Raw genomic sequence first — 25,916 nt, 5'->3', positions numbered from 1 at the left:
CTGGTGGTGCTGCGTGCGCCGGGCTACTCTCGCCCGAGGTCGCGGTGCTTGACGCTCACGACGACGCCGGGAAGCGCGCTCAGGAGCCCCGCGAGCTCACGGGCGAGGGCCACCGAGCGGTGCTTGCCGCCGGTGCAGCCGATCGCGATCGTCGCGTGCCGCTTGTTCTCGCGCTGGTAGCCCGCGAGCACGGGCTCGAGCGCGGTCGCGTAGGCGCTGACGAACTCCACGGCCCCCGCCTGGGCGAGAACGTACTCGCTCACATCGGCGTCGAGGCCCGTGTGCGGGCGGAGCTCGGGGATCCAGAACGGGTTGGGCAGGAACCGCGCGTCGGCGACCATGTCGGCGTCGGTCGGCAGCCCGTACTTGAAGCCGAAGCTCAGCACCGTGACCTGCACGCCCGCGCGCGACTCCGAGGAGAACTGCTCCTGGATCGTCGTCGCGAGCTGATGGATGTTGAGGTCGGATGTGTCGATGATGAGGTCGCTGGAGGCGCGGATGTCGGTCATCCGCGCGCGCTCCGCGGCGATGCCGTCGAGCAGGGTGCCGTCGCCCTGCAGCGGATGGGGGCGGCGCACGGCCTCGAAACGGCGCACCAGCGCGGCATCCGTCGCCTCGAGGAAGATGACGCGCAAGTGCGTGCCGCTGCGCAGCGCCTGCACGATGTCTTGCATCTCGGAGAAGAACGACCGGCCCCGGATGTCGACGACGGCCGCGATCTTGGGCAGCGTCGTGCCCGCGCGCTCCACGAGCTCGACGAGAGGCCGGAGCATCTGCGGCGGGAGGTTGTCGACCACGTACCAGCCCAGATCCTCGAGCGCATTGGCGACGGTGGACCGTCCGGCGCCGGACATCCCCGTGACGATCAGCACCTCCTGCTGCTCAGTCTCCGCTGTCATCGATCGTACGCGCCTTTGATTCGGGTGCTGGTGGGAGCTTCTAGCCTAGCGACTCCGTGTGCTGGCCGGGCCTCAGGGAGCACGAAGGCGGTCATGGATCGTCTGTGCGAGAGCCGGGCCCACGCCCCGCACCTCCTGGATCTGCGCGGGCTCGGCCGTGCGCAGTTTCGCGACGGAGCCGAAGTGCTTGAGCAGCTCCTTCACCCGCGACTCGCCGACACCCGGGATCTCGGAGAGCACCGAGGCGATGTCGCGCTTGCGCTTCGCCCGCTGATAGGTGATCGCGAAACGGTGCGCCTCGTCGCGGATGCGCTGCACGACGAAGAGCGCCTCGCTGTTGCGCGGCAGGATCACCGGGTACTCCGAATCGGGCAGCCAGATCTCTTCGAGACGTTTGGCGATGCCTGCGAGCTGGATGCCGGTGACCCCCGAGTCGACGAGTGCGCGCTGCGCGGCCTCCACCTGCGGCTGCCCGCCGTCGACGAGCAGCAGGTTGGGCGGGTAGGCGAACTTCTTGGGAGTGCCGGTCTGAGTGATGTCGAGCTCGGAGGCGGCCTGCCCGTCTTGCCCCACCGGCTCCGGGTCGTCGCCGACGCTCGGGGCCAGATAGGCGAGACGACGGCGCAGAACCTGATAGATCGAGTCGGTGTCGTCGGTGGACTCGGGGATGCTGAACCGGCGGTACTGGTCTTTGCGCGGCAGCCCGTCTTCGAAGACGACCATCGAGGCGACGATGTTGGTTCCGCTCAGGTGCGAGACGTCGTAGCACTCCATCCGCAACGGCGCCTCGGGCATGCCGAGCGCCTCCTGCAGATCGGTGAGCGCCTGGGAGCGCGCGACGAAGTCGGAGCTGCGCCGGGTCTTGTAGAGGATGAGCGCGTTCTTCGCGTTGTTCGACACGGTCTGGGCGAGGGCCGCCTTGTCGCCGCGCTGCGCCGTCTTGAGGGTCACCCGCCCCTTTGAGCTGCCCTCGACATCCTGCCGCCGGGCCGTGAGCCAGAGCTCGAGCTCGGCGGAGTCGTCGGGCAGCACCGGCACGAGAACCTCGCGCGGCGGGGCCGCGTCGTCTTCATAGGCGTTGTGCAGCACGGTCTCGACGAGATCGCCCTCGCTCACATCGAGCTCTTTGTCGACCACCCAGCTGCGCACACCGCGGATGCGCCCGCCGCGCACGATGAACTGCTGCACGGCGGCCGCGAGCTCGTCGTCGGCGATGCCGAAGACGTCGGCGTCGACCGCGTCGGAGAGCACGATCGCCGTCTTCTCGAGCACGGTCTGCAACGCCTGCATGCTGTCGCGCAGGCGCGCGGCCGTCTCGTAGTCCTGCTTCTCGGCCGCCGCCCTCATCTCGATCTCGAGCTCGGCGATGTAGCGCGTGTCGTTGCCTGCCATGAACGCCACGAAGTCGTCGGCGATGCCGCGGTGCTGCTCGACGCTCACCCGGCCGACGCAGGGCGCGGCACAGCGGCCGATGTCGCCGAGCAGGCAGGGCCGGCCGGTCTGCTGGGCGCGCTTGTAGACGCCGTCGGAGCAGCTGCGCATCGGGAAGGCCTTGAGCATGAGGTCGAGGGTCTCGCGGATGGCCCAGACCTTCGTGTAGGGCCCGAAGTACCGTGCGTCGGTGATCTTGCGGTTGCGGGTGACGAGCACGCGCGGCACCTCGTCGCCGAGTGTCACCGCGAGGTAGGGGTAGGTCTTGTCGTCGCGGAACTGCACGTTGAAGGGAGGGTTGAACTCCTTGATCCAGGTGAACTCGAGCTGCAGGGCCTCGAACTCGTTCGCGACGACCGTCCACTCCACGCTCGTCGCGGTCGTGACCATACGCCGCGTGCGCTCGTGCAGGCTCGGAAGGGGCGCGAAGTAGTTGCTCAGCCGGGCCCGCAGGTTCTTCGCCTTGCCCACGTAGAGCACTCGCGACTGGCCGTCGCGAAAACGGTAGACGCCCGGCTCGGTCGGGATCTCGCCCGCCCGGGGCCGGTAGCTCAGCGCTTCAGCCACGGCCTCGCCCTTCCCTAACCCGCCGCAAGGATCTCCTTGAGGAAGCTCCCCGTGTGGCTCTCCGGCACGGATGCCACGTGCTCGGGTGTTCCCGTCGCCAGGATAGTACCGCCGCCCGAGCCGCCTTCCGGCCCCAGGTCGATGACCCAGTCCGCCGACTTGATGACGTCGAGGTTGTGCTCGATGACGATGACCGTGTTGCCCTTCTCGACGAGGCTGCCGAGCACGAGCAGGAGCTTGCGCACGTCTTCGAAGTGCAGACCCGTCGTCGGCTCGTCGAGCACGTAGACGCTGCGGCCGTTCGAGCGGCGCTGGAGCTCGGTCGCGAGCTTGACGCGCTGGGCCTCGCCGCCGGAGAGGGTCGTGGCGCTCTGGCCGAGCTTGACGTAGCCGAGGCCCACATCGACGAGTGTCTTGAGGTAGCGGTGGATCGCCGAGATCGGCTCGAAGAACTCCGCGCCCTCGGCGATCGACATGTCGAGCACCTCGGCGATGTTCTTGCCCTTGTAGTGCACGGTGAGGGTGTCGCGGTTGTAGCGCGCTCCCCCGCAGACCTCGCAGGCCACGTAGACGTCGGGCAGGAAGTTCATCTCGATCTTGATCGTGCCGTCGCCCGAGCAGGCCTCGCAGCGGCCGCCCTTGACGTTGAAGCTGAAGCGCCCGGGCAGGTAGCCGCGCGCCTTCGCCTCCATGGTCTCGGCGAAGAGCGTGCGGATGCGGTCGAAGACGCCCGTGTAGGTCGCCGGGTTCGAGCGCGGCGTGCGGCCGATCGGGTTCTGGTCGACGTGCACGACCTTGTCGAGGTGATCGAGGCCCGCGACGCGGGTGTGCTTGCCGGGCAGCTTGCGCGCCCCGTTGAGCCGGTTGGCGAGCACGCGGTAGAGGATGTCGTTGACGAGCGAGGACTTGCCCGAGCCGCTCACACCTGTCACGGCGGTGAGAGTGCCGAGCGGGAAGTCGACGGTGACGTCCTGCAGGTTGTTCGCCCGGGCCCCGACGACCGTGATCTGGCGCTTCTTGTCGATCTTCCGGCGCTTCTTCGGCGTCTCGATCGTCTTGCGGCCGGCGAGGTAGTCGCCGGTGATCGAGTGGGTGTTCGCGAGCAGCTCGTCGTAGGAGCCCGAGTGCACGACCTTACCGCCGTTGATCCCCGCGCCCGGCCCGATGTCGACGATCCAGTCTGCCGTGCGGATGGTGTCTTCGTCGTGCTCGACGACGATGAGGGTGTTGCCCAGGTCGCGCAGGGCGACGAGCGTCTGGATGAGCCGGCGGTTGTCGCGCTGGTGCAGACCGATGCTCGGCTCGTCGAGCACGTAGAGCACTCCCGTGAGCCCGGAGCCGATCTGCGTGGCGAGGCGGATGCGCTGAGCCTCGCCGCCCGAGAGCGAGGCCGCCGCGCGCGCGAGATTCAGGTAGTTGAGCCCGACCTGGATGAGGAAGTCGAGGCGCACCTTGATCTCGCGCAGCACCTGCGCGGCGATCGCGGCCTCGCGGTCGCTCAGCACGAGCTCGTTCATAAACGCACGGGCGTCGGTCAGGCTCAGGTTGCAGACCGAGGCGATGCTGTGCTCGTTGACCCGCACCGCGAGCACCTCGGGCTTGAGCCGGTCGCCGTCGCAGACGGGGCACGGGATCTCGCGCAGGTAGTCGGCCCAGCGGGTGCGCTGCGTGTCGGTCTCGGCCTGGAGGTACTGGCGCTCGATGTAGGGGACGACGCCCTCGAAGCCCGAGGTGTAGCTCATCTCACGGCCGTAGCGGTTCTTCCACTTGACCTTGACCTCGAAGTTGTCGCCGTTCATCACGGCCTCGCGTACGTTCTCGGGGAGCTTCTTCCACGGTGTGTCGAGCGAGAAGCCGAGGTCGCGCGAGAGGCCGTCGAGCAGCTTCTCGTAGTAGTTGAAGAGCCCCTTGCCCTGGGTCGTCCAGGGCAGGATGACGCCCTCGGCGATGCTCAGATCCTGGTCGCCGAGCAGCAGGTCTTGATCGACCGACATCCGCGTGCCGAGGCCGGAGCACTCGGGGCAGGCCCCGAACGGCGCGTTGAACGAGAAGGTGCGCGGCTCGATCTCGGTGAGCTGGATCGGATGGTTGTTGGGGCAGGACAGCTTCTCGGAGAAGTTGCGCCAGGCCTCCGGACCCTCCTCATCGACGAAGTTGATCTGCACGAGACCATCGGTGAGGGCGAGCGCCGTCTCGAGCGAGTCGGTGAGCCGACTCAGGATCTCGGGACCGGCGACGAGCCGGTCGACGACGACGGAGATGTCGTGCTTGTACTGCTTCTTGAGCGTCGGCGGCTCGCTGAGCTGCACCGTCTCGCCGTCGACGAGCGCGCGCGAGTAGCCGGATGCCGCGAGCTCACGGAAGAGGTCGACGAACTCGCCCTTCTTCTGCGATACGACGGGGCTCACGATCTGGTAGCGCATGCCCTGCTCGAGCTCCATGAGCTGATCGGCGATCTGCTGCACCGTCTGGCGCGCGATGACCTCGCCGCAGACGGGACAGTGCGGGATGCCGATGCGCGCCCACAGCAGGCGCATGTAGTCGTACACCTCGGTGATCGTGCCGACGGTGGAGCGCGGGTTGCGGTTCGTCGACTTCTGGTCGATCGACACGGCGGGGCTCAGTCCCTCGATGAAGTCGACGTCGGGGCGGTCGACCTGGCCGAGGAACTGGCGCGCGTAGGCGGAGAGCGACTCGACATAGCGCCGCTGGCCCTCGGCGAAGATCGTGTCGAAGGCGAGCGACGATTTTCCCGAGCCCGAGAGGCCCGTGAACACCACGAGCGAGTCTCGCGGGATCTCCAGATCCACGTCGTGCAGGTTGTGCACGCGTGCTCCTCGAACACTCAATTTACCCAGGGAATCCACACGCGAAATCGACACCCTTGGAATCTTACGCACCGCCACCGACACTCCTGTCGCGCGGGCACGCGCCCACAGCGAACAGCGGGATCGACGGGGGTTTCCGCTCGCCGGTCACCCGACGATCGCCCGCCGTCCCGCTGCTGATCGGCGCTGTGAGCCCGCTATCGGGCGTCGATGTGGCCGGCCTTCTCCATGGTGCGCAGCTCGCGTTTGAGGTCGCCGAGCTCGTCGCGCAGACGGGCGGCGAGCTCGAACTTGAGCTCCCCCGCCGCGGCGAGCATCTGGTCGTTGAGGTCGGCGATGAGCGACTCGAGCTCGTTGGCCCCGCTCGCCGCCTTGCCCTGGCGACGCAGGTTGGGCGTCGGCGACTTCTTGCGGCCGTCGCGCCCGGCCAGGAGCGCCGCCGTGTCGGCGCCCTCACGGGCCAGCACGTCGGTGATGTCGGCGATGCGCTTGCGCAGCGGAGTCGGGTCGATGCCGTTCGCCAGGTTGTACGCCACCTGCTTCTCACGGCGGCGGTTGGTCTCCTCGATGGCGATGTTCATCGAGTTCGTGAGCACGTCGGCGTACATGTGCACCTGGCCCGAGACGTTGCGGGCGGCGCGCCCGATCGTCTGGATGAGCGACGTCGCCGAACGCAGGAAGCCCTCTTTGTCGGCATCCAGGATCGCGACGAGCGAGACCTCGGGAAGGTCGAGGCCCTCGCGCAGGAGGTTGATGCCCACGAGCACGTCGTAGACCCCGGCCCGCAGCTCGGTGAGCAGCTCGACGCGGCGCAGCGTGTCGACGTCGGAGTGCAGATAACGCACCCGCACACCGGCGTCGGCGAGGAAGTCGGTGAGCTCCTCGGCCATCTTCTTCGTGAGGGTCGTGACGAGCACGCGCTCGTCGCGCTCGGTGCGCAGGCGGATCTCCTCGAGCAGGTCGTCGATCTGGCCCTTCGTCGGCTTGACCACGATCTCGGGGTCGATGAGGCCCGTCGGGCGGATGATCTGCTCGACCACGCCGTCGGCGATGCCCATCTCGTACTTGCCCGGCGTCGCCGAGAGGTAGACGGTCTGGCCGACCCGCTCCTTGAACTCGTTCCAGCGCAGCGGCCGGTTGTCGAGCGCGCTCGGAAGCCGGAAGCCGTGCTCGACGAGCGTGCGCTTGCGCGAGGAGTCGCCCTCGTACATCGCGCCGATCTGCGGCACGGTCGCATGCGACTCGTCGATGACGACGAGGAAGTCGTCGGGGAAGTAGTCGATCAGGCAGTGCGGGGCCTCGCCGGGAGCGCGGCCGTCGATGTGCCGCGAGTAGTTCTCGATGCCCGAGCAGAAGCCGATCTGCTCCATCATCTCGAGGTCGAAGCTCGTGCGCATCCGCAGCCGCTGGGCCTCGAGGAGCTTGCCCTCTCGCTCGAGCTCGGGAAGGCGCACGTCGAGCTCGTCGCGGATCGAGCCGATGGCCCGGTGCATGACATCCGTGCTCGCGACGTAGTGCGAGCCGGGGAAGACGCTCATCGCCTCGTGCTTCTGCACGATGTCGCCCGTGAGCGGGTGCAGCGTGTAGAGCGCCTCGATCTCGTCGCCGAACATCTCAATGCGGATCGCGAGCTCCTCGTAGACGGGGATGATCTCGATCGTGTCGCCGCGCACCCGGAAGTTGCCGCGGGAGAAGTCGACGTCGTTGCGCTGGTACTGCATCGAGACGAACTTGCGAATGAGCCAGTCGCGGTCGACCCGCTGGCCGACCTGCAAGGCCATCATGGCGTTGAGGTACTGCTCGGGCGCACCGAGGCCGTAGATGCAGGAGACGGTCGAGACGACGATGACGTCGCGCCGGCTGAGCAGCGAGTTGGTCGTCGAGTGCCGCAGCCTCTCGACCTCGGCGTTGATCGAGGAGTCCTTCTCGATGAAGGTGTCGGTCTGGGGCACATAGGCCTCGGGCTGGTAGTAGTCGTAGTACGAGACGAAGTACTCCACGGCGTTGTTGGGCATGAGCTCACGGAACTCGTTGGCCAGCTGCGCCGCGAGCGTCTTGTTGTGCGCGAGCACGAGCGTCGGGCGCTGCACGGCCTCGATGAGCCAGGCCGTCGTCGCCGACTTGCCCGTTCCCGTGGCGCCGAGCAGCACGACGTCGGTCTCGCCCGCGTTGATGCGGGCACTCAGCTCGGCGATGGCCGCGGGTTGGTCACCGCTCGGCGTGTACTCGCTCACGACCTCGAAAGGATGAACTGCGCTCGTGGGTTGCATGCGTTTAGTTTAGGCAGGGCCACAGACAGTAGATTGAGAGCACCTTTCGGCCGAGAGAAAGACCACCACCACCATGACTATCGGTATCCTCACCAGCGGCGGCGACTGCCCCGGGCTCAATGCCGTCATCCGGGGCGCCGTGCTCCGCGGCACGGAGATCAACGGCCAGGATTTCGTCGGCTTCCGCGACGGCTGGCGGGGGGTCGTCACCTCCGACATCATCGAGCTCAACCGCGGCACCGTGCGCGGCATCGCCAAGCAGGGCGGCACCATCCTGGGCACCTCGCGCACGAACCCCTTCGAGGGCTCGGGCGGTGTCGAGGCCATCAAGCGCAACATGGCCGAACGCGGCATCGACTCGATCATCGCGATCGGCGGCGAGGGAACGCTCGCCGCCGCGAAGAGGCTCACGGATGCCGGCCTCAAGATCGTCGGCGTGCCCAAGACGGTCGACAACGACCTCGACGCCACCGACTACACCTTCGGCTTCGACACCGCCGTGCAGATCGCGACCGACGCCATGGACCGCCTCCGCACAACGGGCGAGGCGCACAGCCGCTGTATGGTCGCCGAGGTCATGGGCCGCCACGTGGGCTGGATCGCGCTGCACTCGGGCATGGCCGCGGGCGCCCATGTCATCCTCATCCCCGAGCAGAAGACGAGCATCGACCAGATCTGCGACTGGGTGCAGAAGGCCTTCGACCGCGGACGCGGCCCGCTCGTCGTCGTCGCCGAAGGCTTTATGCCCGACACCATGGACGACCCGCACTCCGAGCGCGGCCTCGACGCCTTCGGGCGCCCGCGGCTGGGCGGCATCGGCGAACGCCTCGCCCCCATCATCGAGGAGCGCACGGGTATCGAGACGCGTGCGACGACGCTCGGCCACATCCAGCGCGGCGGCGTGCCGACGGCCTTCGACCGGGTGCTCGCGACGCGCCTCGGCATGGCCGTGAGCGATGCGGTGCGCGACGAGCGCTGGGGTCGGATGGTCGCGCTGCACGGCACGAACATCGCGCACGTCGACTTCTCCGAGGCCCTCGGCAAGCTCAAGACCGTTCCGCAGGACCGCTACGACGAGGCCGCCGTCCTCTTCGGCTGATCCCCTCCCCTCTCTCTTCTTCTCCTCTCCCTCCTTTTCTTTCTCTCCCCACTCAAAACGACGGAGATTTCCCCCAAAAACCGCCCGATGGCGCCGAAACTGCCCGGAATTCGCGAAATCTCCGTCGTTTTGAGTTCGATCGGTGCGGGGGCGACCGGCGCGGGGGCGATCGGGGTGGGGGCGACCGGGGTGGGGGCGACCGGGGTGGGGGCGATCGGGGTGGGGGCGGTCAGGCGTGCAGGCGGAGGCGCACGCGCTCGCCCGGCACGAGCTGCGCAGCGCGGTCGATCGAGCGGTCGTCGAGCACGGCGACCACGGGATAGCCGCCCGACACCGGGTGATCGCGCAGGAACAGGATCGGCAGGCCGTCAGCGGGAACCTGGATCGCACCCGTGACGACTCCCTCGCTCGGCAGCTCGCGCTCGATGCTCCGGTCGAGGGGCGCCCCGTCGCGCAAGCGCACGCCGACCCGGTCGAGCTCCGAGCTCACCGTCCACACCTCGGCCGAGAGCGCGTCGAGCGATGAGGCGGTGAACCAGCCGTCGCGCGGCCCGCGTCGCGCGTCGAGCACCACCGGTCCGGCGGCCACGAGCGGCGCCGGGATGCTCGCCGCGGCCGGCCACTCCCCCGCGAGCTCCCCGACGGCGAGCAGCTGACCGACGCCCAGCGGTCGTGGGCCCAGCCCCGAGAGCACATCCCTCGAACGGCTGCCGAGAACGGCGGGCACGTCGACGCCGCCACGCACCGCGAGATAGCTGCGAAGCCCGGCATCCGCTCGCCCGCAGCGCAGGATGTCGCCGGCCTCGAGCCGCTCGAGGCACCACGACCCAGCGCCCCGCACGGAGCCGTCGGCCCGGACGATCTTGAGCGGGCACCGCGCGCCGGTCACGGCGATCGTGACCCCGCCGAGAGCGCGCACCTCGAGCCCGCCGAGCACGACCTCGACCGTCGCGGCGCCGGCCCGATTGCCGACGAGACGATTCGCAGCCCGGTAGGCGGATCGGTCAGCCGCTCCCGAGGGCGGGACCCCGAGGTGGGCGAGGCCCGCGCGGCCCTCGTCCTGCACGAGGGCGAGGATGCCGGTGGCCAGCACCTCGAGCGCCGCGGCTCCGACCGGGGCGCTCATGGTGCTGCCCCGCCCGGAGGCTCGGGCACGAACCGCACGCGCGTCCCGGGAGAGAGCAGGGCGGGCGGCATCCTGCCCGCGTCCCACAGAACCGCGTCCGTGCGGCCGATGAGCTGCCAGCCGCCCGGCGACTCCCTCGGATAGACACCCGAGAACCCGCCCGCGAGACCGACGGCCCCGGCCGGCACGTGCGTGCGCGGCGTCGCGCGACGGGGAACGGCGAGGCGGTCGCCGCCGCCTGCGAGGTACGCGAAGCCCGGAGCGAAGCCGCAGAACGCGACCGTCCAGACGGCCGAGCCATGCGCCTCGACGACGCCGTCGACGCTCAGGCCGGTGAGCCGGGCCACCTCCGCGAGATCGGCGCCGTCGTAAATGACGGGGAGCTCGACGAGCGGGCCGGGATCGCCTGCCGACACGCTCGCCGGCTGCTGCGCGGCGACGAGCGCCTGCCGCACCGCCCACTCGTCGGTGGCCCCGGGATCGAAGGAGACGAGCACGGTGCGCGCCGCGGGGACGATGTCGATCGCACCGCGCGGAGGAGCGGCGAGCAGAGCCCGGTAGGCCGAGAGGGCCTCGTCGAGATCGTCGAACTCAGCGAGCAGGGCGCGCCCTCCGGCGGGCAGCACGATCATCGCACAGGAGCCCTCACGGCGATCCCCGCCGCGTCGAGTGCGGCACGCACCGCGCGAGCGATCGCGACCGAGCCGGGTGTGTCGCCGTGCAGGCACACCGTCTCGACATCGAGCTCGAGCACGTCGCCCGTGATCGCGGCGATCCGGCCGGTCGTCGCGAGCTCGACGACCCGTGCGGCGATCGTCTGGGGGTCGTGCAGCACGGCGCCCTCCTCGCCACGGGGCACGAGGGTGCCGTGGGCGGTGTAGGCGCGATCGGCGAAGGCCTCGCGCACGACGCGGATGCCGCGATCCTCGGCGAGCTCGAGGGCGAGCGAGCCCGGCGGCGCGACGAAGGCCAGGGTGGGGTCGTAGCTCGCGATCGCCTCGACGACGGCGCGGGCCTGCAGCTCGTCGCTTCCGATCACGGTGTAGAGCGCACCGTGCGGTTTCACGAAATCCATCGTCGTGCCGGCGACCGCCGCCGCCGCGTGCAGCGCACCGAGCTGGTAGACGACGTCGGCGGTGAGCTCGCGTTCGGAGACGTCGATCGCCCTGCGGCCGAAGCCGACGAGGTCGCGGTAGCCGACATGGGCGCCGACGGACACGCCGCGCTCGGCCGCGAGCCCCACGGTGTCGAGCATGATGAGGGGGTCCCCGGCGTGGAAACCGCAGGCGATGTTGGCGCTCGACACCACGTCGAGCAGCGCGGCGTCGTCGGCCATCCGCCACGATCCGAAGCCCTCGCCGAGGTCGCTGTTGAGATCGATCGAGGAGCGCGGCGCGGTCGTCACGGCGCTCAGTCCGATCCGGCCGCCGCCAGGACGGCCCGGTCGTAGACCGCGTCCGCCTGTTCGAGGGTCTGCTCGAGTGTGCCCGTCGTGTCGATGACGACGTCGGCGATCGCGAGCCGCTGCTGCTCGCTCGCCTGCGCGGCCACGCGGGCCGCGGCATCCTTCGGGGACATGCCCCGCTGCGTCACGAGCCGCTCGATTCGCGTCGCCTCGTCGGCGGCGAGGACGACGACGAGGTCGAAGTGGAAGCGGGCCGGCGACTCGACGAGCAACGGGATGTCGTGCACGATCACGGCGTGCGGATCGCGCTCCCGCGCCTCCCGTTCGCGCAGCGCGCTGAGGCGGCGCACCTCGGGGTGCACGATCGCGTTGAGGTCGTGACGCGCCGCTTCGTCGCTGAAGACGATCGCGCCCAGTGCCGCGCGATCGAGAGCGCCGTCGGGGGTGATGATCCCGTCGCCGAAGCGGTCGCGGAGCCGGGCGAGCGCCGGCATCCCCGGTTCGACCGCCTCGCGGGACAGCACGTCTGAATCGATGAGCACGGCCCCGCGCTCGGCGAGCCTGCGCGCCACCACGGACTTGCCCGAGGCGATGCCCCCCGTCAACCCGATCTCGTACACGGATCCATCCTAGGGTCCGACGTCGGGCGTCGGCGCTCGACGAAGAGTCGGCGCACGACGAAGAACGGCCGGACCCCCTGAGGGATCCGGCCGTTCAGTGAACTGCTGGTGCTAGCTGTTGCTCGAGAGCTTCTCGCGCAGAGCCGCGAGCGACTCGTCGTCGGCGAGGGTTCCCGCGCCGGTCGACTCGCTCGAGAACGACGAGCCGGCCGAAGCCGTGCTGCTCTCGGCGACCTCGGACTCGGCCGCAGCGGCGACCTGCTTCTTGTGCGCTTCCCAGCGAGCCTGGGCGGCAGCGTAGTCCTGCTCCCACTTCTCGCGCTGGGCCTCGAAGCCCTCGCGCCACTCGTTGGTCTCCGGGTCGAAGCCCTCGGGGTACTTGTAGTTGCCCGCCTCGTCATACTCGGTGAGCATGCCGTACAGCGCCGGGTCGAACTCGGTGCCCTCGGGGTCGACGCCCTCGTTCGCCTGCTTCAGCGAGAGCGAGATGCGGCGGCGCTCGAGGTCGATGTCGATGACCTTGACGAACACCTCGTCGCCGACCGAGACGACCTGCTCTGCGAGCTCGACGTGCTTGCCGGAGAGCTCGGAGATGTGGACGAGGCCCTCGATGCCCTCTGCGACGCGAACGAACGCGCCGAAGGGAACGAGCTTCGTGACCTTACCCGGGGCGACCTGACCGATCGCGTGGGTACGGGCGAAGACCTGCCACGGGTCCTCCTGCGTCGCCTTGAGCGACAGCGAGACGCGCTCGCGGTCGAGGTCGACCTCGAGGATCTCGACGGTGACTTCCTGACCGACCTCGACGACCTCGCTGGCGTGCTCGATGTGCTTCCAGCTGAGCTCGGAGACGTGCACGAGGCCGTCGACGCCACCCAGGTCGACGAACGCACCGAAGTTGACGATCGACGACACGACGCCCTTGCGGACCTGGCCCTTGCTCAGGTTGTTGAGGAAGGTCGTGCGGCTCTCGCTCTGCGTCTGCTCGAGCAGGGCGCGGCGCGACAGGACCACGTTGTTGCGGTTCTTGTCGAGCTCGAGGATCTTCGCCTCGATCTCCTGGCCGAGGTACGGCGTGAGGTCGCGAACCCGGCGGAGCTCGATGAGCGAGGCCGGGAGGAAGCCGCGGAGTCCGATGTCGACGATGAGGCCGCCCTTGACGACCTCGATGACCGAACCGGTCACGACGCCGTCGGCATCCTTGATCTTCTCGACGTCACCCCACGCACGCTCGTACTGAGCGCGCTTCTTCGACAGGATGAGACGGCCTTCTTTGTCTTCCTTCTGGAGGACGAGGGCTTCGACACTGTCGCCGACCTGAACGACTTCGCTCGGGTCGACATCGTGCTTGATGGAAAGTTCGCGGGAGGGGATCACACCCTCGGTCTTGTAACCGACGTCGAGGAGGACCTCGTCACGGTCGATCTTGACGACGGTACCCTCGATGAGGTCTCCGTCGTTGAAGAATTTGAGCGTCTTTTCGACCGCGGCGAGAAAGTCTTCAGCAGATCCGATGTCGTTGACCGCGACCTGCTTGGGCGCCCTGTCGGTCGTTGCGATTGTCATGTAGTAAGTGCTCCAGTATGGACATAGTTCAGGCCGGTTGCGAGGTTGTGCTTCTTCGATTTCCGCAAACGGCAGGCGGATAGGACGTCACAAACGTGACGTTCAAGTCTAGCCGGATTCTCGGAGGCCTGGCAAGCGGTCGCCCCTGCCGCCAGAACGTCCCACTCGGCGAACTCAAAACGACGGAACTTCTGCCGAAAAGGAGCTGTTTCCGGCGCAAAACGAGAGATTCGAAGGGTATCTCCGTCGTTTTGAGTGGGCAGCGGTGAGATGGGCAGCGGTGAAGGGGCAGCGCGGGTCGGGTCAGTCCAGCAGCGCGGAGCGGAGGGTGTCGAGGCCGACGCCACCGAGGTCGAGGGCCGTGCGGTGGAACCGCTTGATGTCGAAACCGGCGCCCTCCCGGCGGCGGTACTCGTCGCGCAGCTGCTCCCAGATGCGCTGCCCCACCTTGTACGAGGGGGCCTGACCCGGCCAGCCCAGGTAGCGGTTCACCTCGAAGCGGATGAAGCCGTCGTTCATGTTGACGTTCTCGCGCATGACATCGAGGGCGTAGTCGGCGTTCCAGACGCCCGTGCCGTCGAGTCGCGGCTTGCCCAGGTGCACGCCGATGTCGAGCACGACGCGCACCGCCCGCATCCGCTGGCCGTCGAGCATGCCCAGACGGTCGGCCGGGTCGTCGAGGTAGCCGAGCTCCTGCATGAGCCGCTCGGCGTAGAGCGCCCAGCCCTCGGCGTGACCCGAGGTGCCGGCGAGCTGGCGGCGCCAGGTGTTGAGCAGCGCGCGGTTGTAGACCGCCTGACCGATCTGCAGGTGGTGGCCCGGAACGCCCTCGTGGTAGACCGTCGTCAGCTCGCGCCAGGTGTCGAACTCGGTGACGCCCGGCGGAACGGACCACCACATGCGCCCCGGCCGGGAGAAGTCGTCCGTTGGCCCCGTGTAGTAGATGCCGCCCTCCTGCGTGGGTGCGATGAGGCATTCGAGGGTGCGGATCTGCTGCGGGATGTCGAAGTGCTCCCGGGAGAGCTCCTCGATCGCGCGATCGCTCGTGGCCTGCATCCACTTCTGCAGGGCGTCGGTGCCGTGCAGCTTGCGCGACTCGTCGCCGTCGAGGAAGGCGATGGCCTCGTGCACGCTCGCCCCGGGCAGGATCTCGCGGGCGATGGCCTCCTGCTCCGCCGTCATCCGGGCGAGCTCCTCGATGCCCCACTCGTAGGTCTCATCGAGGTCGATCGTCGCCCCCAGGAACCGGCGCGACTGCAGAGCGTAGAGCTCGCGCCCCACCGCGTCCTCCGGCGTCGCGACCGGGTCGAGCTCGTGGGCGAGCATGTCGGCGAGGCGGTCGTAGGCGAGCACGGCCTCCCCCGCCCCCGCGGACAGATCCCGTGCGAGCGAGGCGGGCAGGGAGCCCTCGTCGAGCCCCGCGTTCGCCGCGAGGCCCACGAAGAAGCCGTCCTCCGCCGCCAGCTTGCGGGCCTGGGCGACGACCTCGCGCACCTGGCGCTGGGCCGGGGTGATGTCACGGCGGATGCCCAGGCGCAGCGTCTCGAGATAGCCCTCGACCGCGGCCGGCAGCGCGTGCATCCGCGAGGAGATCGCCTCCCAGTCCTCGACCGTCGCCGTGGGCATGAGGTCGAAGACGTCCCGGATCTCCTGGGCGGGGCTCGCGATCACGTTGAGGTCGCGCAGGTGCAGGCCGGCCTCGGCGCTCTCGAGGTCGAGCAAGAGTGTCGAGCGCAGATCCGTGGCGGTGACCCTGTCGACCTCGTCGACCGCCTCGCTCGCATCCAGCTGCCGGATGACCGCCCGCGCCTCATCGAGGTAGCGCTCGCGACCGGCGGGCGAGTAGTCGCCGAAACGACCCTCGCCGCCCGGACGGCCGATGTATGTGCCGATGAGAGGATCGAGCTCCACGACCGTGTCGACCCAGGTCTCCGCGATCGCGTCGATGGCCGTGGGGGTTCGCGTGGGCGCGGTGGCCCCGGTGTCCGTGTCCGTCATGCGTCGAGCCTACACACGGCCATTTCGGCGGGGTGCTCTAGTGGGCAGCGGCGTCCCAGTTCGGCCCGCGGCCGATCTGCACGTCGAGCGGCACCTTCAGCTCGGCGGCCGACGCCATACGCGTCGAGACAATCTCGCTCAGGGCGTCCCACTCCCCCTCGGCCACCTCGAAGACGAGCTCGTCGTGCACCTGCAGGAGCATGCGCGAGGCCATCTCGGCCTGCTCGAGCTCGCGTTCGATCGAGAACATCGCGATCTTCATGATGTCGGCTGCCGAACCCTGGATGGGCGAGTTGAGCGCCTGCCGCTCGGCGTTGTCGCGCAGCACGCGGTTGGTGCTGTGCAGCTCGGGAAACGGACGGCGCCGCCCGAAGATCGTCTCGGTGTAGCCGTCGACGCGCGCCTGCTCGACGACCGTACGCAGGTAGTCGCGCACGGCGCCGAAGCGCGTGAAGTAGTCGGCCATCAGCTGACGGGCCTCCTTGGTGTCGATGCGCAGCTGCTTCGACAGCCCGAAGGCGCTCAGGCCGTAGGCGAGGCCGTACGACATGGCCTTGACCTTGTTGCGCATGGCCGGGGTCACCTCGGCCGGCTCGACGTGGAAGATCCGCGCGCCGACGAAACGGTGCAGGTCTTCTCCCCCGTTGAACGCCTCGATGAGGCCCTCGTCGCCCGAGAGGTGCGCCATGATGCGCATCTCGATCTGCGAGTAGTCGGCCGTGAGCAGCGTCTCGTAGCCCTCGCCGACCTCGAAGGCGGCGCGGATGCGACGGCCCTCCTCGGTGCGCACGGGGATGTTCTGCAGATTGGGGTCGGTCGACGAGATGCGGCCCGTGCTGGTGCCGGTCTGGCCGTAGCTCGTGTGCACCCGCCCCTCCGGGCCGATCGCCTTGTCGACCGTCTCGACCATCTGGCGCAGCTTCGTCGCGTCGCGGTACTGCAGCAGCAGGTCGAGGAACGGATGCGGGTTGTTCTCCTGCAGATCGGCGAGGGACGCGGCATCCGTCGAGAAGCCGGTCTTGTTGGCCCGGGTCTTGGGCATCTGCAGCTGCTCGAAGAGCACCTCCTGCAGCTGCTTGGGCGAGCCCAGGTTCACCTCGCGGCCGATCTCGGCGTAGGCCCCGGTGGCCAGCTCGGCCGCCCGCTCCCCGAGCTGCACCGAGAGCTCGGCGAGCTGCTCGTGGTTGACGGCCACACCGCGCAGCTCCATCTCGACGAGGGTCGTGAGCGTGGGCATCTCGATGTTCGTGAGCACCCCGGCCGACGACTCGTCGAGGATGCCGGCGATCACCGTGTCGAGCCGGTGCACGTACCACGCCTCGACGGCCGTGCTCAGCGGCTCGTCGACGGGCACGAGCTGGTTGGCGTCGGGCTCGGGCAGGGACTCCTCGAGGTAGCGCAGCACGAGGGCGGCGAGGTCTTTGTCGGGGTGGCCGGGGCGCAGCAGCCAGCCGGCGATGAGCGTGTCGCTCACGACGCCCGAGTACATGAGGCCGGCACGCTTGATCGCCTTGAGCTGCGGCTTCGCGTCGTTCATGATCTTGGGCGAGTCGCTCGCGAGCCACTCCTCGAAAGGGGCGTAGTCGGCACGCTCGGGGATCCAGGAGACCCCGATCGCCTCGGCGGATGTCGCGAGGCCGAAGCCCACGGCCATGCCGTCGACGACGTCGACCGAGAGCGCCAGGCCGCGCGGGCTCGACGCGCTCGCCCGGGTGATCCAGGCGCGCAGCTCCTCGTCGAGCAGTGCCTGCACGGGGGGAGCCGTGGTCGAGGCATCCTGCACCGGGGCCTCGCCGTCGACCGCCGGGCGCGTCTCGCCGTCGAGCTTGAGCACGCGGTCGAGCAGGGTCTTGAACTCGAGCTTCGCGAAGACGTCGCGGAGGGCGAGCTCGTCGATCGGCTTGCGCTCCAGATCGCCCGGACCGCACGGGAGCTCCACATCGGTGAGCAGCCGGTTGAGACGGCGGTTGCGCACCGCGTTCTCGTACTGCTCCCGCAGCTTGTCGCCGACGACGCCCTTGATCTCGTCGCGGTGTTCGATGATCGCGTCGAGGCTGCCGTACTGCGCCAGCCACTTCGCGGCGGTCTTCGGGCCGACCTTGTCGACCCCGATGAGGTTGTCGCTCGTCTCACCGACGAGAGCCGCGACGTCCGGGTACTGGGCCGGCTGCACGCCGTACTTCTCGAAGACCTTCTCGGCGTCGTAGCGCGTGAGCTGCGAGACGCCGAGCGCCGAGGGGTAGAGCAGGGTCACCTCGTCGGTGATGAGCTGGATCGCGTCGCGATCGCCCGAGACGACGAGCACCCGGAATCCCTCGGTCTCACCCTGCTTGGCGAGGGTCGCGAGGATGTCGTCGGCCTCGTAGTCCTCTTTCCAGATGGTCGTGATGTTCATGGCCGCGAGGGCCTCCTGCAGCAGCGGGATCTGGCCGACGAACTCGGGCGGGGTCTCGCCGCGTGTGCCCTTGTACTCCGGGTATTCGCGGGTTCTGAACGAGAACCGTGAGATGTCGAAGGCCACGGCGACGTGGGTGGGACTCTCGTTCTTGAGCAGGTTGATGAGCATCGCGAGGAAGCCGTGGATCGCGTTGGTGTGCTGCCCCTCGCGGTTCTGGAAGCTCTCGACCGGAAGAGCGTAGAACGCCCGGAAGGCCAGCGAATGGCCGTCGATGATCATAAGGGTAGGCTTTTCTGAGTCCGACACAGCCCCAGCCTACAAGCCGTCGCCGACAGCCGATCAGGCCCGATCCGAGTGAAGGAATCCATGACCGAGCTCTCGCAGGACACCCCCGGGCAGGGGGCCCGAGATCCGGACCGCCTCGACCCGGACCCTCTCGACTACGTGCGGAAAAGGGGTGCGGGTGCCCTGGCCGAGAAGATGGGGATCGAGTTCCTGGAGTTCACGATCGAGCGGGCCGTCGCGACCATGCCCGTCGAGGGCAACACGCAGCCTGCCGGCCTCATGCACGGGGGCGCCTACGTCGTGCTGGGCGAGTCGCTCGGCTCGATGGCCGCGAACCTGCACGCGGGCCCGGGGCGGCTCGCGGTCGGCATCGAGATCAATGCGACGCACACGCGCTCCGCGACATCCGGTCTCGTCACGGGCGTCTGCACCCCCATTCACCTGGGGCGCACGCTCACGACCCACGAGATCGCGATCACCGACGATCAGGGGCGCCGGTGCTCGACGATCCGCATCACGAACCTCATCAAGCGGCTCGACGCGCGCCCGTAGCCCGGGCCCGCGCGGCTACTTCTTGGCGCTGAGCTGCTCGATGATCGCCTGGGCGACGTCGTGCATCGTGAGACGGCGATCCATCGAGGCCTTCTGGATCCACCGGAACGCCTCGGGCTCGCTCAGACCCATCTTCTCGTTGAGCAGCCCCTTGGCCCGGTCGACGAGCTTGCGGGTCTCGAAGCGCTCGACCATGTCGGCGACCTCGGCCTCGAGCGTGATGATCTGCGCGTAGCGCGACAGGGCGATCTCGATCGCCGGCAGCAGGTCGTTGGGCGTGAACGGCTTCACGACGTACGCGAGCGCACCGGCCTCGCTCGCACGCTCGACGAGCTCCTTCTGGCTGAACGCCGTGAGGAGCACGACCGGGGCGATGTGGGCCTTGGTCAGGCGCTCGGCCGCCGAGATGCCGTCGAGCTGGGGCATCTTGACGTCCATGATCACGAGGTCGGGGCGCAGCTCGGTCGCGAGGGCGACGGCGGTCTCGCCGTCTCCGGCCTCACCGACCACCTCGAAACCGTTGTCGCGGAGGATCTCTACGATGTCGAGGCGAATGAGTGATTCGTCTTCGGCAACAACCACCCGACGGGGTGCTGAACTGGAGGTTTCTTGGTCGGTCACGCTAAAAGCCTACGGTATTCTTTCCAAGGTTGTTGTGAGCCGGTGTGGCGGAATGGCAGACGCGGAGCACTCAAAATGCTTTGTCCGAGAGGGCGTGTGGGTTCGAGTCCCACCACCGGCACCACAGGGCGGTCGTTCCGTCCTGCGGAGATCGCCTCATGACGGCGGCGACGCGCCGATGCGCGAGATCCCGAGCAGCAGGGAACGCGCGGCGCCCGAGGCCGCGGCGGACGGCGTCTCACGCGGGACGATGACGCACAGCGGCGCCCTGAGCAGCTCGCGACCGAGTGCCAGCCCGTTCGCCTCGGCTGTGCGTCCCGTGCGCCAGGTGTCGACGACCGCGTCGAACCGGCCGGCCGAGACCCAGCCCTCGCCGGCTCCCACCACGGGCACGACCACACGACTGGCAGAGGGATCGAGCCATCCCGCGATCCCCGGATACTGGGCGCCGATGACCCCCGACTCCCGCCGGGGGCTCCGCGGGATCACGACCGCCACGCTCGACCAGTGCAGGCCCGCGCGGGCGACCACCTCGACGCGATCGTCGTCCTCGTCGAGGACCATGTCCTCCCCCACGAGAGCGGCATCGAGCTCCCCCGCAGCGACGGCACGCACGAGATCACGGCTGCGCGCACGGATGAGGGTCGCCCGGCCGAACTCCCAGACGAGGGAGTCGAAGGGAAGGCCGTCGGTGCCGCCGAGGCCGAGCAGGTGACGCCGGATCGCGGCGCTGACCTCCCGCAGCGCGGGTATGCCGATGCGAACGGGCTCGAGGAAGCCGCCGGCGTCTGCACGGGTCTCGTCCTGATCCTCGAACAGGCTCGCCACACCCTGCGCGGCCGCCAGCACCAGCTGCTTCATCACGAGCAGCTGGTCGTGCGACAGGTGGGTGTGCCGGCTGCCCGCGATGTGCACGGTGCGGACGGCGGCGGAGGCCGCCCACTCCCTCGCTCGGCGGAAGGCGACCTCGGCGGAGTCGTCGAGGCTCAGCTCGAGCAGAGGCCTGCCGAGAGCCGTGCTCGCCCGGCGTGTCTCGGCCGAGCCCTCGCCGCCCGAGACGTCGAGGAGCACCGTGCCGTCGCCCAGGTAGACGTTCGCCCAGGTGCAGAACCGGAACGACGGGCTCCCCAGCTCGATGAGGTGCAGGCCGCCCAGATCCAGGCCGTCGTCCTCGCGCCGCCCGCCCTCCGGCATGATGCCGAAGAAGGGAAGCCCCAGCATCGCGGCCGCCTCCGAGGCGAGGGTGTCGACGCCCGAGTTCATGGAGCTGATGATGGTCGGCCCGGGGGCCTGGCGCACACGCTCGCTGAGGTGCCAGTCCGTCGTCGTCGAGGATCGCTCGATGAACGCGCCGAAGAGCTCGTTCATGTTGACCTGCATGGGCGCGCGGGCGCGCATGTGGTAGCTCGTCAGACGCGCCTCCCGTTGACCGGCGGCGTGGGACTCGGCGATCGTCATGCCCTGGAGGCGGGCTCCGAGGTATCCCCCGGTGTAGGCGTCGCCCGCGCCGAGGAACACCCGGTCCGAGTCATCCAGGCGGTCGACGTCCATCAGGATCGCGTCGGCCGCATCCCGCGCCCAGAGCCTCACCGGGTTGCCCGCGTCCGTCGCCACGAGCTCCGGAGCCACGAAGACCCCTGATGCTCGCCCGTCGGCATCCAGCACACCCAGCCGGCGGAACTCGTCGAGAGAGCCGAACACGGAGTGGAGCCGCCCGGACGCCTGCAGCTCCTCGAGCCGTGCGCGCAGCGCGGGGGTGAGCTCACGCGCATCCGCCGTCATGACCGCGACGGCCGACGACCCGGAGGAGACGGCGGGCAGATCCGCGAGCTGCACGAGCTGGAGATGCACCCCGGCATCGTCGATGGCGGGCATCCCCTCGCGGTCGCCGACCAGGATCGCGATGGTCTCCCCGGACTCCCTGTCGACGAAGCACAGCGACTCCGGCAGCGCCGCCGCCGAGGACTCGACGGCCCGGATCCGGATGCCCGCAGCGCGGAGCTGAGGAAGCGGGTCGTCGATGACGTTGAGCTGGCGGGGGTCGACGGGGCCCGCCCACTCCGGCACCAGACGACGCGGGTAGGCGCCGAGCGACTGGGCGAGGGCGTAGATCGCGTTGCTCACCGGCCCGCCCGGCGACGAGAGCTCGTTGCGGTAGCCGCGTGTCCGCGCACCGGCGCGCGCGGCGCGGACGACGCGATCGCCCGGGAACGTCACCCCCGATGGCACCCCGACCTCGGCGAGCACGGCCTCGGCGTCCGCACGGTCGACGACGAGCGTGCGGTCGACGATCGGGCGGCATATCCCCTGCACGACGAGGGGGTCGAACGGTGTCTGCGTCATCGGAACCTCTTCACCCATCCCTCGGACAGCTCCAGGGTCTGCTCCTCGAGCGCCATGATCTCCGGATCCCGTCGAGCCTGCTGGAACACGTCGTCCACCCACCGGGCGAAATGGGGCTCGCCCTTCGGCACCATGATGGAGTTCTTGCACAGGTAGAGCGAGTTCTCGGTGAAGACGTGGAGATAGCCGGGATGATCGCGAACCCAGGTCGCGCAGGTCACGTCGTCGACGATGGCCACGTCGGCGTCTCCGCTGAGCAACGGCGAGAAGGCCGTCTTGAGCGTCCCGGAGTCCACCTGGACGATCTGATGCCGCGGCAGGCGCAGCTCGTGCACGACGAACTCCCAGCCGACCTCGCCGACCACGACGCCGACCCTCGTCGTCGGCTCGCTCAGCTGGGCCACCTCGCGGATGGGGTTCGGCCCCTCCCTCGTGACCCCGCTGACCCCGATCTTGTGGAAGGCGGCCACGAAGTCGGCGTAGCCGAGCCGGGCACGGGTCTCGAAGATGGAGAGCACGAGATCGACCCCGCCGTCGTCGAGCGCGTTCGGGAGCACGCCCCAGTCGAGCGCGACGAACTCCACCTCGAGGCCCTGCTCAAGCCCGACCCTGCGGGCCAGGTCGATGTAGTAGCCGCCGAACACGGCCTCTCCTCCCGAGTGGTCGACCCACGAGAGCGGCGGATGATGGACCACGCCGGCGCGCAGGACCCCTGCGGCGCGCACGCGGTCGAGACGCAGCACGGCCGGCGCCGAAGGGGCTGTGCCCTCGCCCGACGTCCGACGTTTGCGGAACTCCAGCCACACGGCGACGGCGATCGACAGGAGAGCGGTGCCCACCGTGGCCAGCAGACCGACCCAGGCCTCAAGCGACATGGCTGCGCTCCTCCGTGTCGCTCTCCAGGCCCGCAGAGCGGTACGCCTCGGCGACTCGAGCGGCCCGCGACGCGAGAGCCACGGGGTCGACGCGCAGGGACACGGCCCGCCCGGAGTGGAAGTCGTGCCACACCGTCTCCGGCTCCGCGTCGTCGAGCAGATCGCGGGCGAGCTCGGCGCACAGGGGCAGCACGATCTCGTGGAAGGCCTTCTCGTCCTCCGGCGTCGACTCCTGCATCACACGCATCCGGCCGTGATCGTGCGCCCCGTTCGCCCGCGCGAGGTCGAGGAGCCTCGCATCGGCTCCCGAAGGAAGCGCGATCCCGTGCACGGAGGGGAACATCCGCACCGATTGATAGACGAAACGCCTGCACGACGATCGGGTCGGGAAGTGCACCGCCTCGTTCAGCTCCCCGCGGGCGATGGCCGCCGGCAGCAGCACGAGATACCGCGCGTACTGGTCGATGAGCGTCTCGGCCGTCGACGGGACGTAGTAGACGAACACCGAGTGCCCGGTGCCGTTCGTGAGCGAGAGGGCGTTCCGCCGTCCACGGAAGCTGAGATAGGCGGTGGGCGTGCCCAGCGCGAGCGCGAGACCGCCGGCCTGGGACCGCATGGCCGTCGCGATCCGATGATCGGCTGCGACGGCATCCGTGCCCTGCGTCAGACGGGCGTAGAGGTAGACGCGCTGGGGGCTCGCACGCCCGATGTCGAAACCCGAGTCGACCTCGAAGCCGAAGGGGGCGATGACGTCGTCGACGCACCCGGCTTCCGCGGCGACGGCGGCGACCGTCTCGAGCAGCCGCCTGCGATCCATCCGCTTCCTCACATAGATGACGATGCTCACGACCGCGGGTCGGAGCCGGATGCCTCCGCCCGAACCTCCGGGAGATGTCCCCTCAAGACGACAGTATCCACAACCCCACGGCCCTCGTGGCCGCCGGACGCCCCCCAACCGGGTGGGATCACCTGCCCCGTCGCGAGAAGGATCGGCGCGACCGGCAGAGGCGGATGCCGCCGCTAAACCTCGAGGACACCGTCGACGAAGCGGATGGCGCGGTGCCGGAGCCCGGCGATGCGCTCCGCGACGACGAGAGCGGGCTCGGGGTGCAGCTCCGACCGTGACGGCGCCACGCGCACGAGGGCGCAGCAGCCGAGATCGTCGCAGATGTAGCTGCCGACGCTGTCGCCCCGTCGGCCGGCGTCCCCGCCGCGGCGGGCCGAGAAGAGGGTGACCTGGTCGGCGGGCTGGGTGGAGCGGCAGAGCATGCAGCTGGCGGCGATCCGCGACGACATACGGGATGTCGCGGCACGCAGGATCACGCCCTTCGGCTCCCCCGGCCCGGCCACCACGAGGAAGGCCCTCAGCGGGTCTTTGCGGTCGCGCCAGCCGAGGAAGTCGAGGCTCTCCCAGTCGAGGAAGTCGAACTCCTCGGGCAACGACATCCTCTGCAGCTCGCTGAGCGAGGCGTTGCCGATCGCCGAGCGCACCTCGGCCTCGCTCAGCGGACGCACGTCACCGTGCCTCCGCCGAGCGCGCCGTCGAGCACGAGGCCGGCCGGCACTACGACTGGTACGCGGGTGCGACTCCACGGTGGGCGTCGCCGACGATGTGCACGCGCAGGTCGTTGGTCGAGCCGGCGATTCCGGGAGGGGAGCCGGAGATCACAACGACCTTGTCGCCGACGACCGCGAGGCCCTCGCCGAGGAGCACGTCGTCGACCTGCACGAAGAGCTGGTCGGTGTGGGTCACGCGGTCGACGAGGAACGACTCGATGCCCCAGGTGAGGGCCATCCGGCGGCGGATCGCGGGGTCGGGCGTGAAGGCCTTCATGGGGATGCGGAAGCGCAGCCGCGACATCCGTCGTGCGGAGTCCCCCGACTCGGTGAAGACGCATACGTACTTGGCGTCGACGAAGTCGGCGACCTCGGCGGCGGCGAGGGTGATCGCACCGCCCTGGGTGCGCGGCTTGGTGCCGAGCGCGTGGATGCGCTCGAGGCCGTGCTCCTCGGTCGAATCGACGATGCGAGCCATGGTCTGCACGGTGATCGTCGGGTAGGCTCCGACGCTCGTCTCGCCGCTGAGCATCACGGCGTCGGCGCCGTCGAGCACCGCGTTCGCGACGTCGGAGGTCTCGGCGCGGGTCGGCACGGGGCTCGAGATCATCGACTCGAGCATCTGCGTCGCGACGATGACGGGCTTGGCCATACGACGGGCGAGCTCGACGGCGTGCTTCTGCACGATCGGAACCGCCTCGAGGGGGAGCTCGACGCCGAGGTCGCCACGGGCGACCATGATGCCGTCGAAGGCGTCGACGATGCCCTCGAGCGCGTCGACGGCCTGCGGCTTCTCGATCTTGGCGATGACGGGGACCTTGCGGCCCTCCTCCGCCATGATCTCGTTGACGCGGTCGATGTCGCTCGCATCGCGCACGAAGGAGAGCGCGATGTAGTCGGCTCCGAGGCGCAGGCCCCAGCGCAGATCGGCCTCGTCCTTGTCGGAGAGCGCCGGCACGTTGACTGCGACGCCGGGGAGGTTGATGCCCTTGTTGTTCGAGACGGGACCGGCCACGATGACCTCGGTCGTCACGACGTTGCCGTCGACGCTGACGACGCGAACGCGCACCTTGCCGTCGTCGATGAGCAGGTAGTCGCCCGGCGAGACGTCGGCGGGCAGGCCTGTGAAGGTCGTGCTCGACAGCTCCTTGGTGCCCAGCACGTCGTCGGTCGTGATCTTGAAGATGTCGCCGACGGCGAGGTCGTAGGGGCCGTCCTCGAACTTGCCGAGGCGGATCTTGGGGCCCTGCAGGTCGACGAGCACGGCGACGGCGCGGCCCGAGTCCTCTGCCGCCTTCCGCACGTTCGCGTAGACGCCCTCGTGCACGTCGTAGCTGCCGTGGCTCAGGTTCATCCGCGCGACGTCGACACCGGCATCGATGATGGAACGGATGTCTTCGTAACTGGCCGTCGCCGGGCCGAGGGTCGCGACGATTTTCGCTCGTCTCATGGTGGTTCAACTCCGTGATTCTGCGC

General features: G+C 69.2%; 19 protein-coding genes and 1 tRNA gene. 3 read left to right on the top strand and 17 right to left on the bottom strand.

Going from position 1 to position 25,916, the window contains the following annotated elements:
- Positions 1 to 23 precede the first annotated feature (23 nt).
- The 4 genes from rapZ to uvrB all read right to left on the bottom strand — a co-directional run bounded on the left by rapZ (position 24) and on the right by uvrB (position 7,995).
- Entirely contained in the window at positions 24 to 899 is an 876-nt protein-coding gene (gene rapZ, locus CLV54_RS04150; protein WP_100343720.1) for an RNase adapter RapZ, read from the bottom strand.
- 72 nt (positions 900 to 971) lie between these two features.
- Entirely contained in the window at positions 972 to 2,897 is a 1,926-nt protein-coding gene (gene uvrC / locus CLV54_RS04145) for an excinuclease ABC subunit UvrC (RefSeq protein ID WP_100343719.1), read from the bottom strand.
- A 14-nt stretch (positions 2,898 to 2,911) separates the two neighbouring features.
- A complete protein-coding gene (gene uvrA / locus CLV54_RS04140; RefSeq protein WP_100343718.1) occupies positions 2,912 to 5,779 on the bottom strand; it encodes an excinuclease ABC subunit UvrA in 2,868 nt (955 codons plus the stop codon).
- Positions 5,780 to 5,922: 143 nt separating this feature from the next.
- Positions 5,923 to 7,995, bottom strand: a complete 2,073-nt coding sequence (gene uvrB, locus CLV54_RS04135) for an excinuclease ABC subunit UvrB (protein WP_100343717.1) — start codon at positions 7,993 to 7,995, stop codon at positions 5,923 to 5,925.
- 73 nt (positions 7,996 to 8,068) lie between these two features.
- Here uvrB and CLV54_RS04130 point away from each other — a divergent pair, with 73 nt between their 5' ends.
- Positions 8,069 to 9,094: a 6-phosphofructokinase gene (locus tag CLV54_RS04130; RefSeq protein ID WP_100343716.1), complete on the top strand. Its 1,026-nt coding sequence runs from the start codon at positions 8,069 to 8,071 to the stop codon at positions 9,092 to 9,094.
- Between the two features lie 229 nt (positions 9,095 to 9,323).
- Here the strand turns inward: CLV54_RS04130 and CLV54_RS04125 are convergent, their stop codons facing one another.
- From CLV54_RS04125 to polA, 7 genes are all read right to left on the bottom strand, one after another.
- Positions 9,324 to 10,220 (bottom strand): 5-oxoprolinase subunit C family protein, encoded by an 897-nt coding sequence (locus CLV54_RS04125; protein ID WP_100343715.1) that lies wholly within the window; start codon positions 10,218 to 10,220, stop codon positions 9,324 to 9,326.
- A complete protein-coding gene (locus tag CLV54_RS04120; RefSeq protein ID WP_100343714.1) occupies positions 10,217 to 10,852 on the bottom strand; it encodes a 5-oxoprolinase subunit B family protein in 636 nt (211 codons plus the stop codon). Before CLV54_RS04120 ends, CLV54_RS04125 begins: the two co-directional genes overlap by 4 nt.
- The gene (locus CLV54_RS04115) at positions 10,849 to 11,625 is read right to left on the bottom strand and encodes a LamB/YcsF family protein (RefSeq protein ID WP_100343713.1); all 777 of its coding nucleotides are present in this window, start codon (positions 11,623 to 11,625) and stop codon (positions 10,849 to 10,851) included. The genes CLV54_RS04120 and CLV54_RS04115 overlap by 4 nt, the downstream gene beginning before the upstream one ends.
- 5 nt (positions 11,626 to 11,630) lie before the next feature.
- Positions 11,631 to 12,245, bottom strand: a complete 615-nt coding sequence (gene coaE / locus CLV54_RS04110) for a dephospho-CoA kinase (protein ID WP_100343712.1) — start codon at positions 12,243 to 12,245, stop codon at positions 11,631 to 11,633.
- A gap of 111 nt (positions 12,246 to 12,356) precedes the next feature.
- Positions 12,357 to 13,811: a 30S ribosomal protein S1 gene (gene rpsA / locus CLV54_RS04105; protein ID WP_100343711.1), complete on the bottom strand. Its 1,455-nt coding sequence runs from the start codon at positions 13,809 to 13,811 to the stop codon at positions 12,357 to 12,359.
- Between the two features lie 303 nt (positions 13,812 to 14,114).
- The gene (locus tag CLV54_RS04100) at positions 14,115 to 15,809 is read right to left on the bottom strand and encodes a DUF885 domain-containing protein (RefSeq protein WP_100343710.1); all 1,695 of its coding nucleotides are present in this window, start codon (positions 15,807 to 15,809) and stop codon (positions 14,115 to 14,117) included.
- Positions 15,810 to 15,846: 37 nt separating this feature from the next.
- The gene (polA, locus tag CLV54_RS04095; protein ID WP_100343709.1) at positions 15,847 to 18,513 is read right to left on the bottom strand and encodes a DNA polymerase I; all 2,667 of its coding nucleotides are present in this window, start codon (positions 18,511 to 18,513) and stop codon (positions 15,847 to 15,849) included.
- A 174-nt stretch (positions 18,514 to 18,687) separates the two neighbouring features.
- On the opposite strand from polA, the gene CLV54_RS04090 reads away from it, so the two are divergent.
- Complete coding sequence (locus CLV54_RS04090; RefSeq protein ID WP_245861483.1) at positions 18,688 to 19,044, top strand: hotdog fold thioesterase; 357 nt, start codon at positions 18,688 to 18,690, stop codon at positions 19,042 to 19,044.
- Positions 19,045 to 19,059: 15 nt separating this feature from the next.
- On the opposite strand, the gene CLV54_RS04085 is transcribed toward CLV54_RS04090, so the two are convergent.
- Complete coding sequence (locus CLV54_RS04085) at positions 19,060 to 19,665, bottom strand: ANTAR domain-containing response regulator (RefSeq protein WP_100343707.1); 606 nt, start codon at positions 19,663 to 19,665, stop codon at positions 19,060 to 19,062.
- Between the two features lie 38 nt (positions 19,666 to 19,703).
- Between CLV54_RS04085 and CLV54_RS04080 the strand changes: the two genes are divergently transcribed.
- Positions 19,704 to 19,789: transfer RNA gene (locus CLV54_RS04080), tRNA-Leu, on the top strand.
- Positions 19,790 to 19,821: 32 nt separating this feature from the next.
- Here the strand turns inward: CLV54_RS04080 and CLV54_RS04075 are convergent.
- The 5 genes from CLV54_RS04075 to pyk form a co-directional block, all read right to left on the bottom strand.
- Positions 19,822 to 22,008 (bottom strand): YpsA SLOG family protein, encoded by a 2,187-nt coding sequence (locus CLV54_RS04075; protein ID WP_170061951.1) that lies wholly within the window; start codon positions 22,006 to 22,008, stop codon positions 19,822 to 19,824.
- Positions 22,005 to 22,883 (bottom strand): substrate-binding periplasmic protein, encoded by an 879-nt coding sequence (locus CLV54_RS04070; protein ID WP_100343705.1) that lies wholly within the window; start codon positions 22,881 to 22,883, stop codon positions 22,005 to 22,007. The genes CLV54_RS04075 and CLV54_RS04070 overlap by 4 nt, the downstream gene beginning before the upstream one ends.
- Positions 22,873 to 23,700, bottom strand: coding sequence for a hypothetical protein (locus tag CLV54_RS04065; protein ID WP_157802798.1), 828 nt, complete (start codon positions 23,698 to 23,700; stop codon positions 22,873 to 22,875). Before CLV54_RS04065 ends, CLV54_RS04070 begins: the two co-directional genes overlap by 11 nt.
- Before the next feature lie 203 nt (positions 23,701 to 23,903).
- Entirely contained in the window at positions 23,904 to 24,398 is a 495-nt protein-coding gene (locus tag CLV54_RS04060) for an FBP domain-containing protein (RefSeq protein ID WP_157802797.1), read from the bottom strand.
- A 49-nt stretch (positions 24,399 to 24,447) separates the two neighbouring features.
- The gene (gene pyk / locus CLV54_RS04055) at positions 24,448 to 25,890 is read right to left on the bottom strand and encodes a pyruvate kinase (RefSeq protein ID WP_100343702.1); all 1,443 of its coding nucleotides are present in this window, start codon (positions 25,888 to 25,890) and stop codon (positions 24,448 to 24,450) included.
- Positions 25,891 to 25,916 lie beyond the last annotated feature (26 nt).

The sequence above is a fragment of the Compostimonas suwonensis genome, assembly GCF_002797855.1.
Lineage (GTDB): Bacteria > Actinomycetota > Actinomycetes > Actinomycetales > Microbacteriaceae > Compostimonas > Compostimonas suwonensis.
Note: the sequence above shows the minus strand (reverse complement) of the source record. Positions and strands in the feature narration are given on the sequence as shown.

What these genes read in the sequence shown, in the direction of transcription:
- rapZ (WP_100343720.1), bottom strand. Translation starts at nt 899, where the DNA reads ATGACAGCGGAGACTGAGCAGCAGGAGGTGCTGATCGTCACGGGGATG.
- uvrB (WP_100343717.1), bottom strand. Translation starts at nt 7,995, where the DNA reads ATGCAACCCACGAGCGCAGTTCATCCTTTCGAGGTCGTGAGCGAGTAC.
- CLV54_RS04130 (WP_100343716.1), top strand. Translation starts at nt 8,069, where the DNA reads ATGACTATCGGTATCCTCACCAGCGGCGGCGACTGCCCCGGGCTCAAT.
- CLV54_RS04125 (WP_100343715.1), bottom strand. Translation starts at nt 10,220, where the DNA reads ATGAGCGCCCCGGTCGGAGCCGCGGCGCTCGAGGTGCTGGCCACCGGC.
- CLV54_RS04120 (WP_100343714.1), bottom strand. Translation starts at nt 10,852, where the DNA reads ATGATCGTGCTGCCCGCCGGAGGGCGCGCCCTGCTCGCTGAGTTCGAC.
- rpsA (WP_100343711.1), bottom strand. Translation starts at nt 13,811, where the DNA reads ATGACAATCGCAACGACCGACAGGGCGCCCAAGCAGGTCGCGGTCAAC.
- CLV54_RS04100 (WP_100343710.1), bottom strand. Translation starts at nt 15,809, where the DNA reads ATGACGGACACGGACACCGGGGCCACCGCGCCCACGCGAACCCCCACG.
- CLV54_RS04090 (WP_245861483.1), top strand. Translation starts at nt 18,688, where the DNA reads ATGGGGATCGAGTTCCTGGAGTTCACGATCGAGCGGGCCGTCGCGACC.
- CLV54_RS04075 (WP_170061951.1), bottom strand. Translation starts at nt 22,008, where the DNA reads ATGACGCAGACACCGTTCGACCCCCTCGTCGTGCAGGGGATATGCCGC.
- CLV54_RS04070 (WP_100343705.1), bottom strand. Translation starts at nt 22,883, where the DNA reads ATGTCGCTTGAGGCCTGGGTCGGTCTGCTGGCCACGGTGGGCACCGCT.
- CLV54_RS04065 (WP_157802798.1), bottom strand. Translation starts at nt 23,700, where the DNA reads ATGGATCGCAGGCGGCTGCTCGAGACGGTCGCCGCCGTCGCCGCGGAA.
- pyk (WP_100343702.1), bottom strand. Translation starts at nt 25,890, where the DNA reads ATGAGACGAGCGAAAATCGTCGCGACCCTCGGCCCGGCGACGGCCAGT.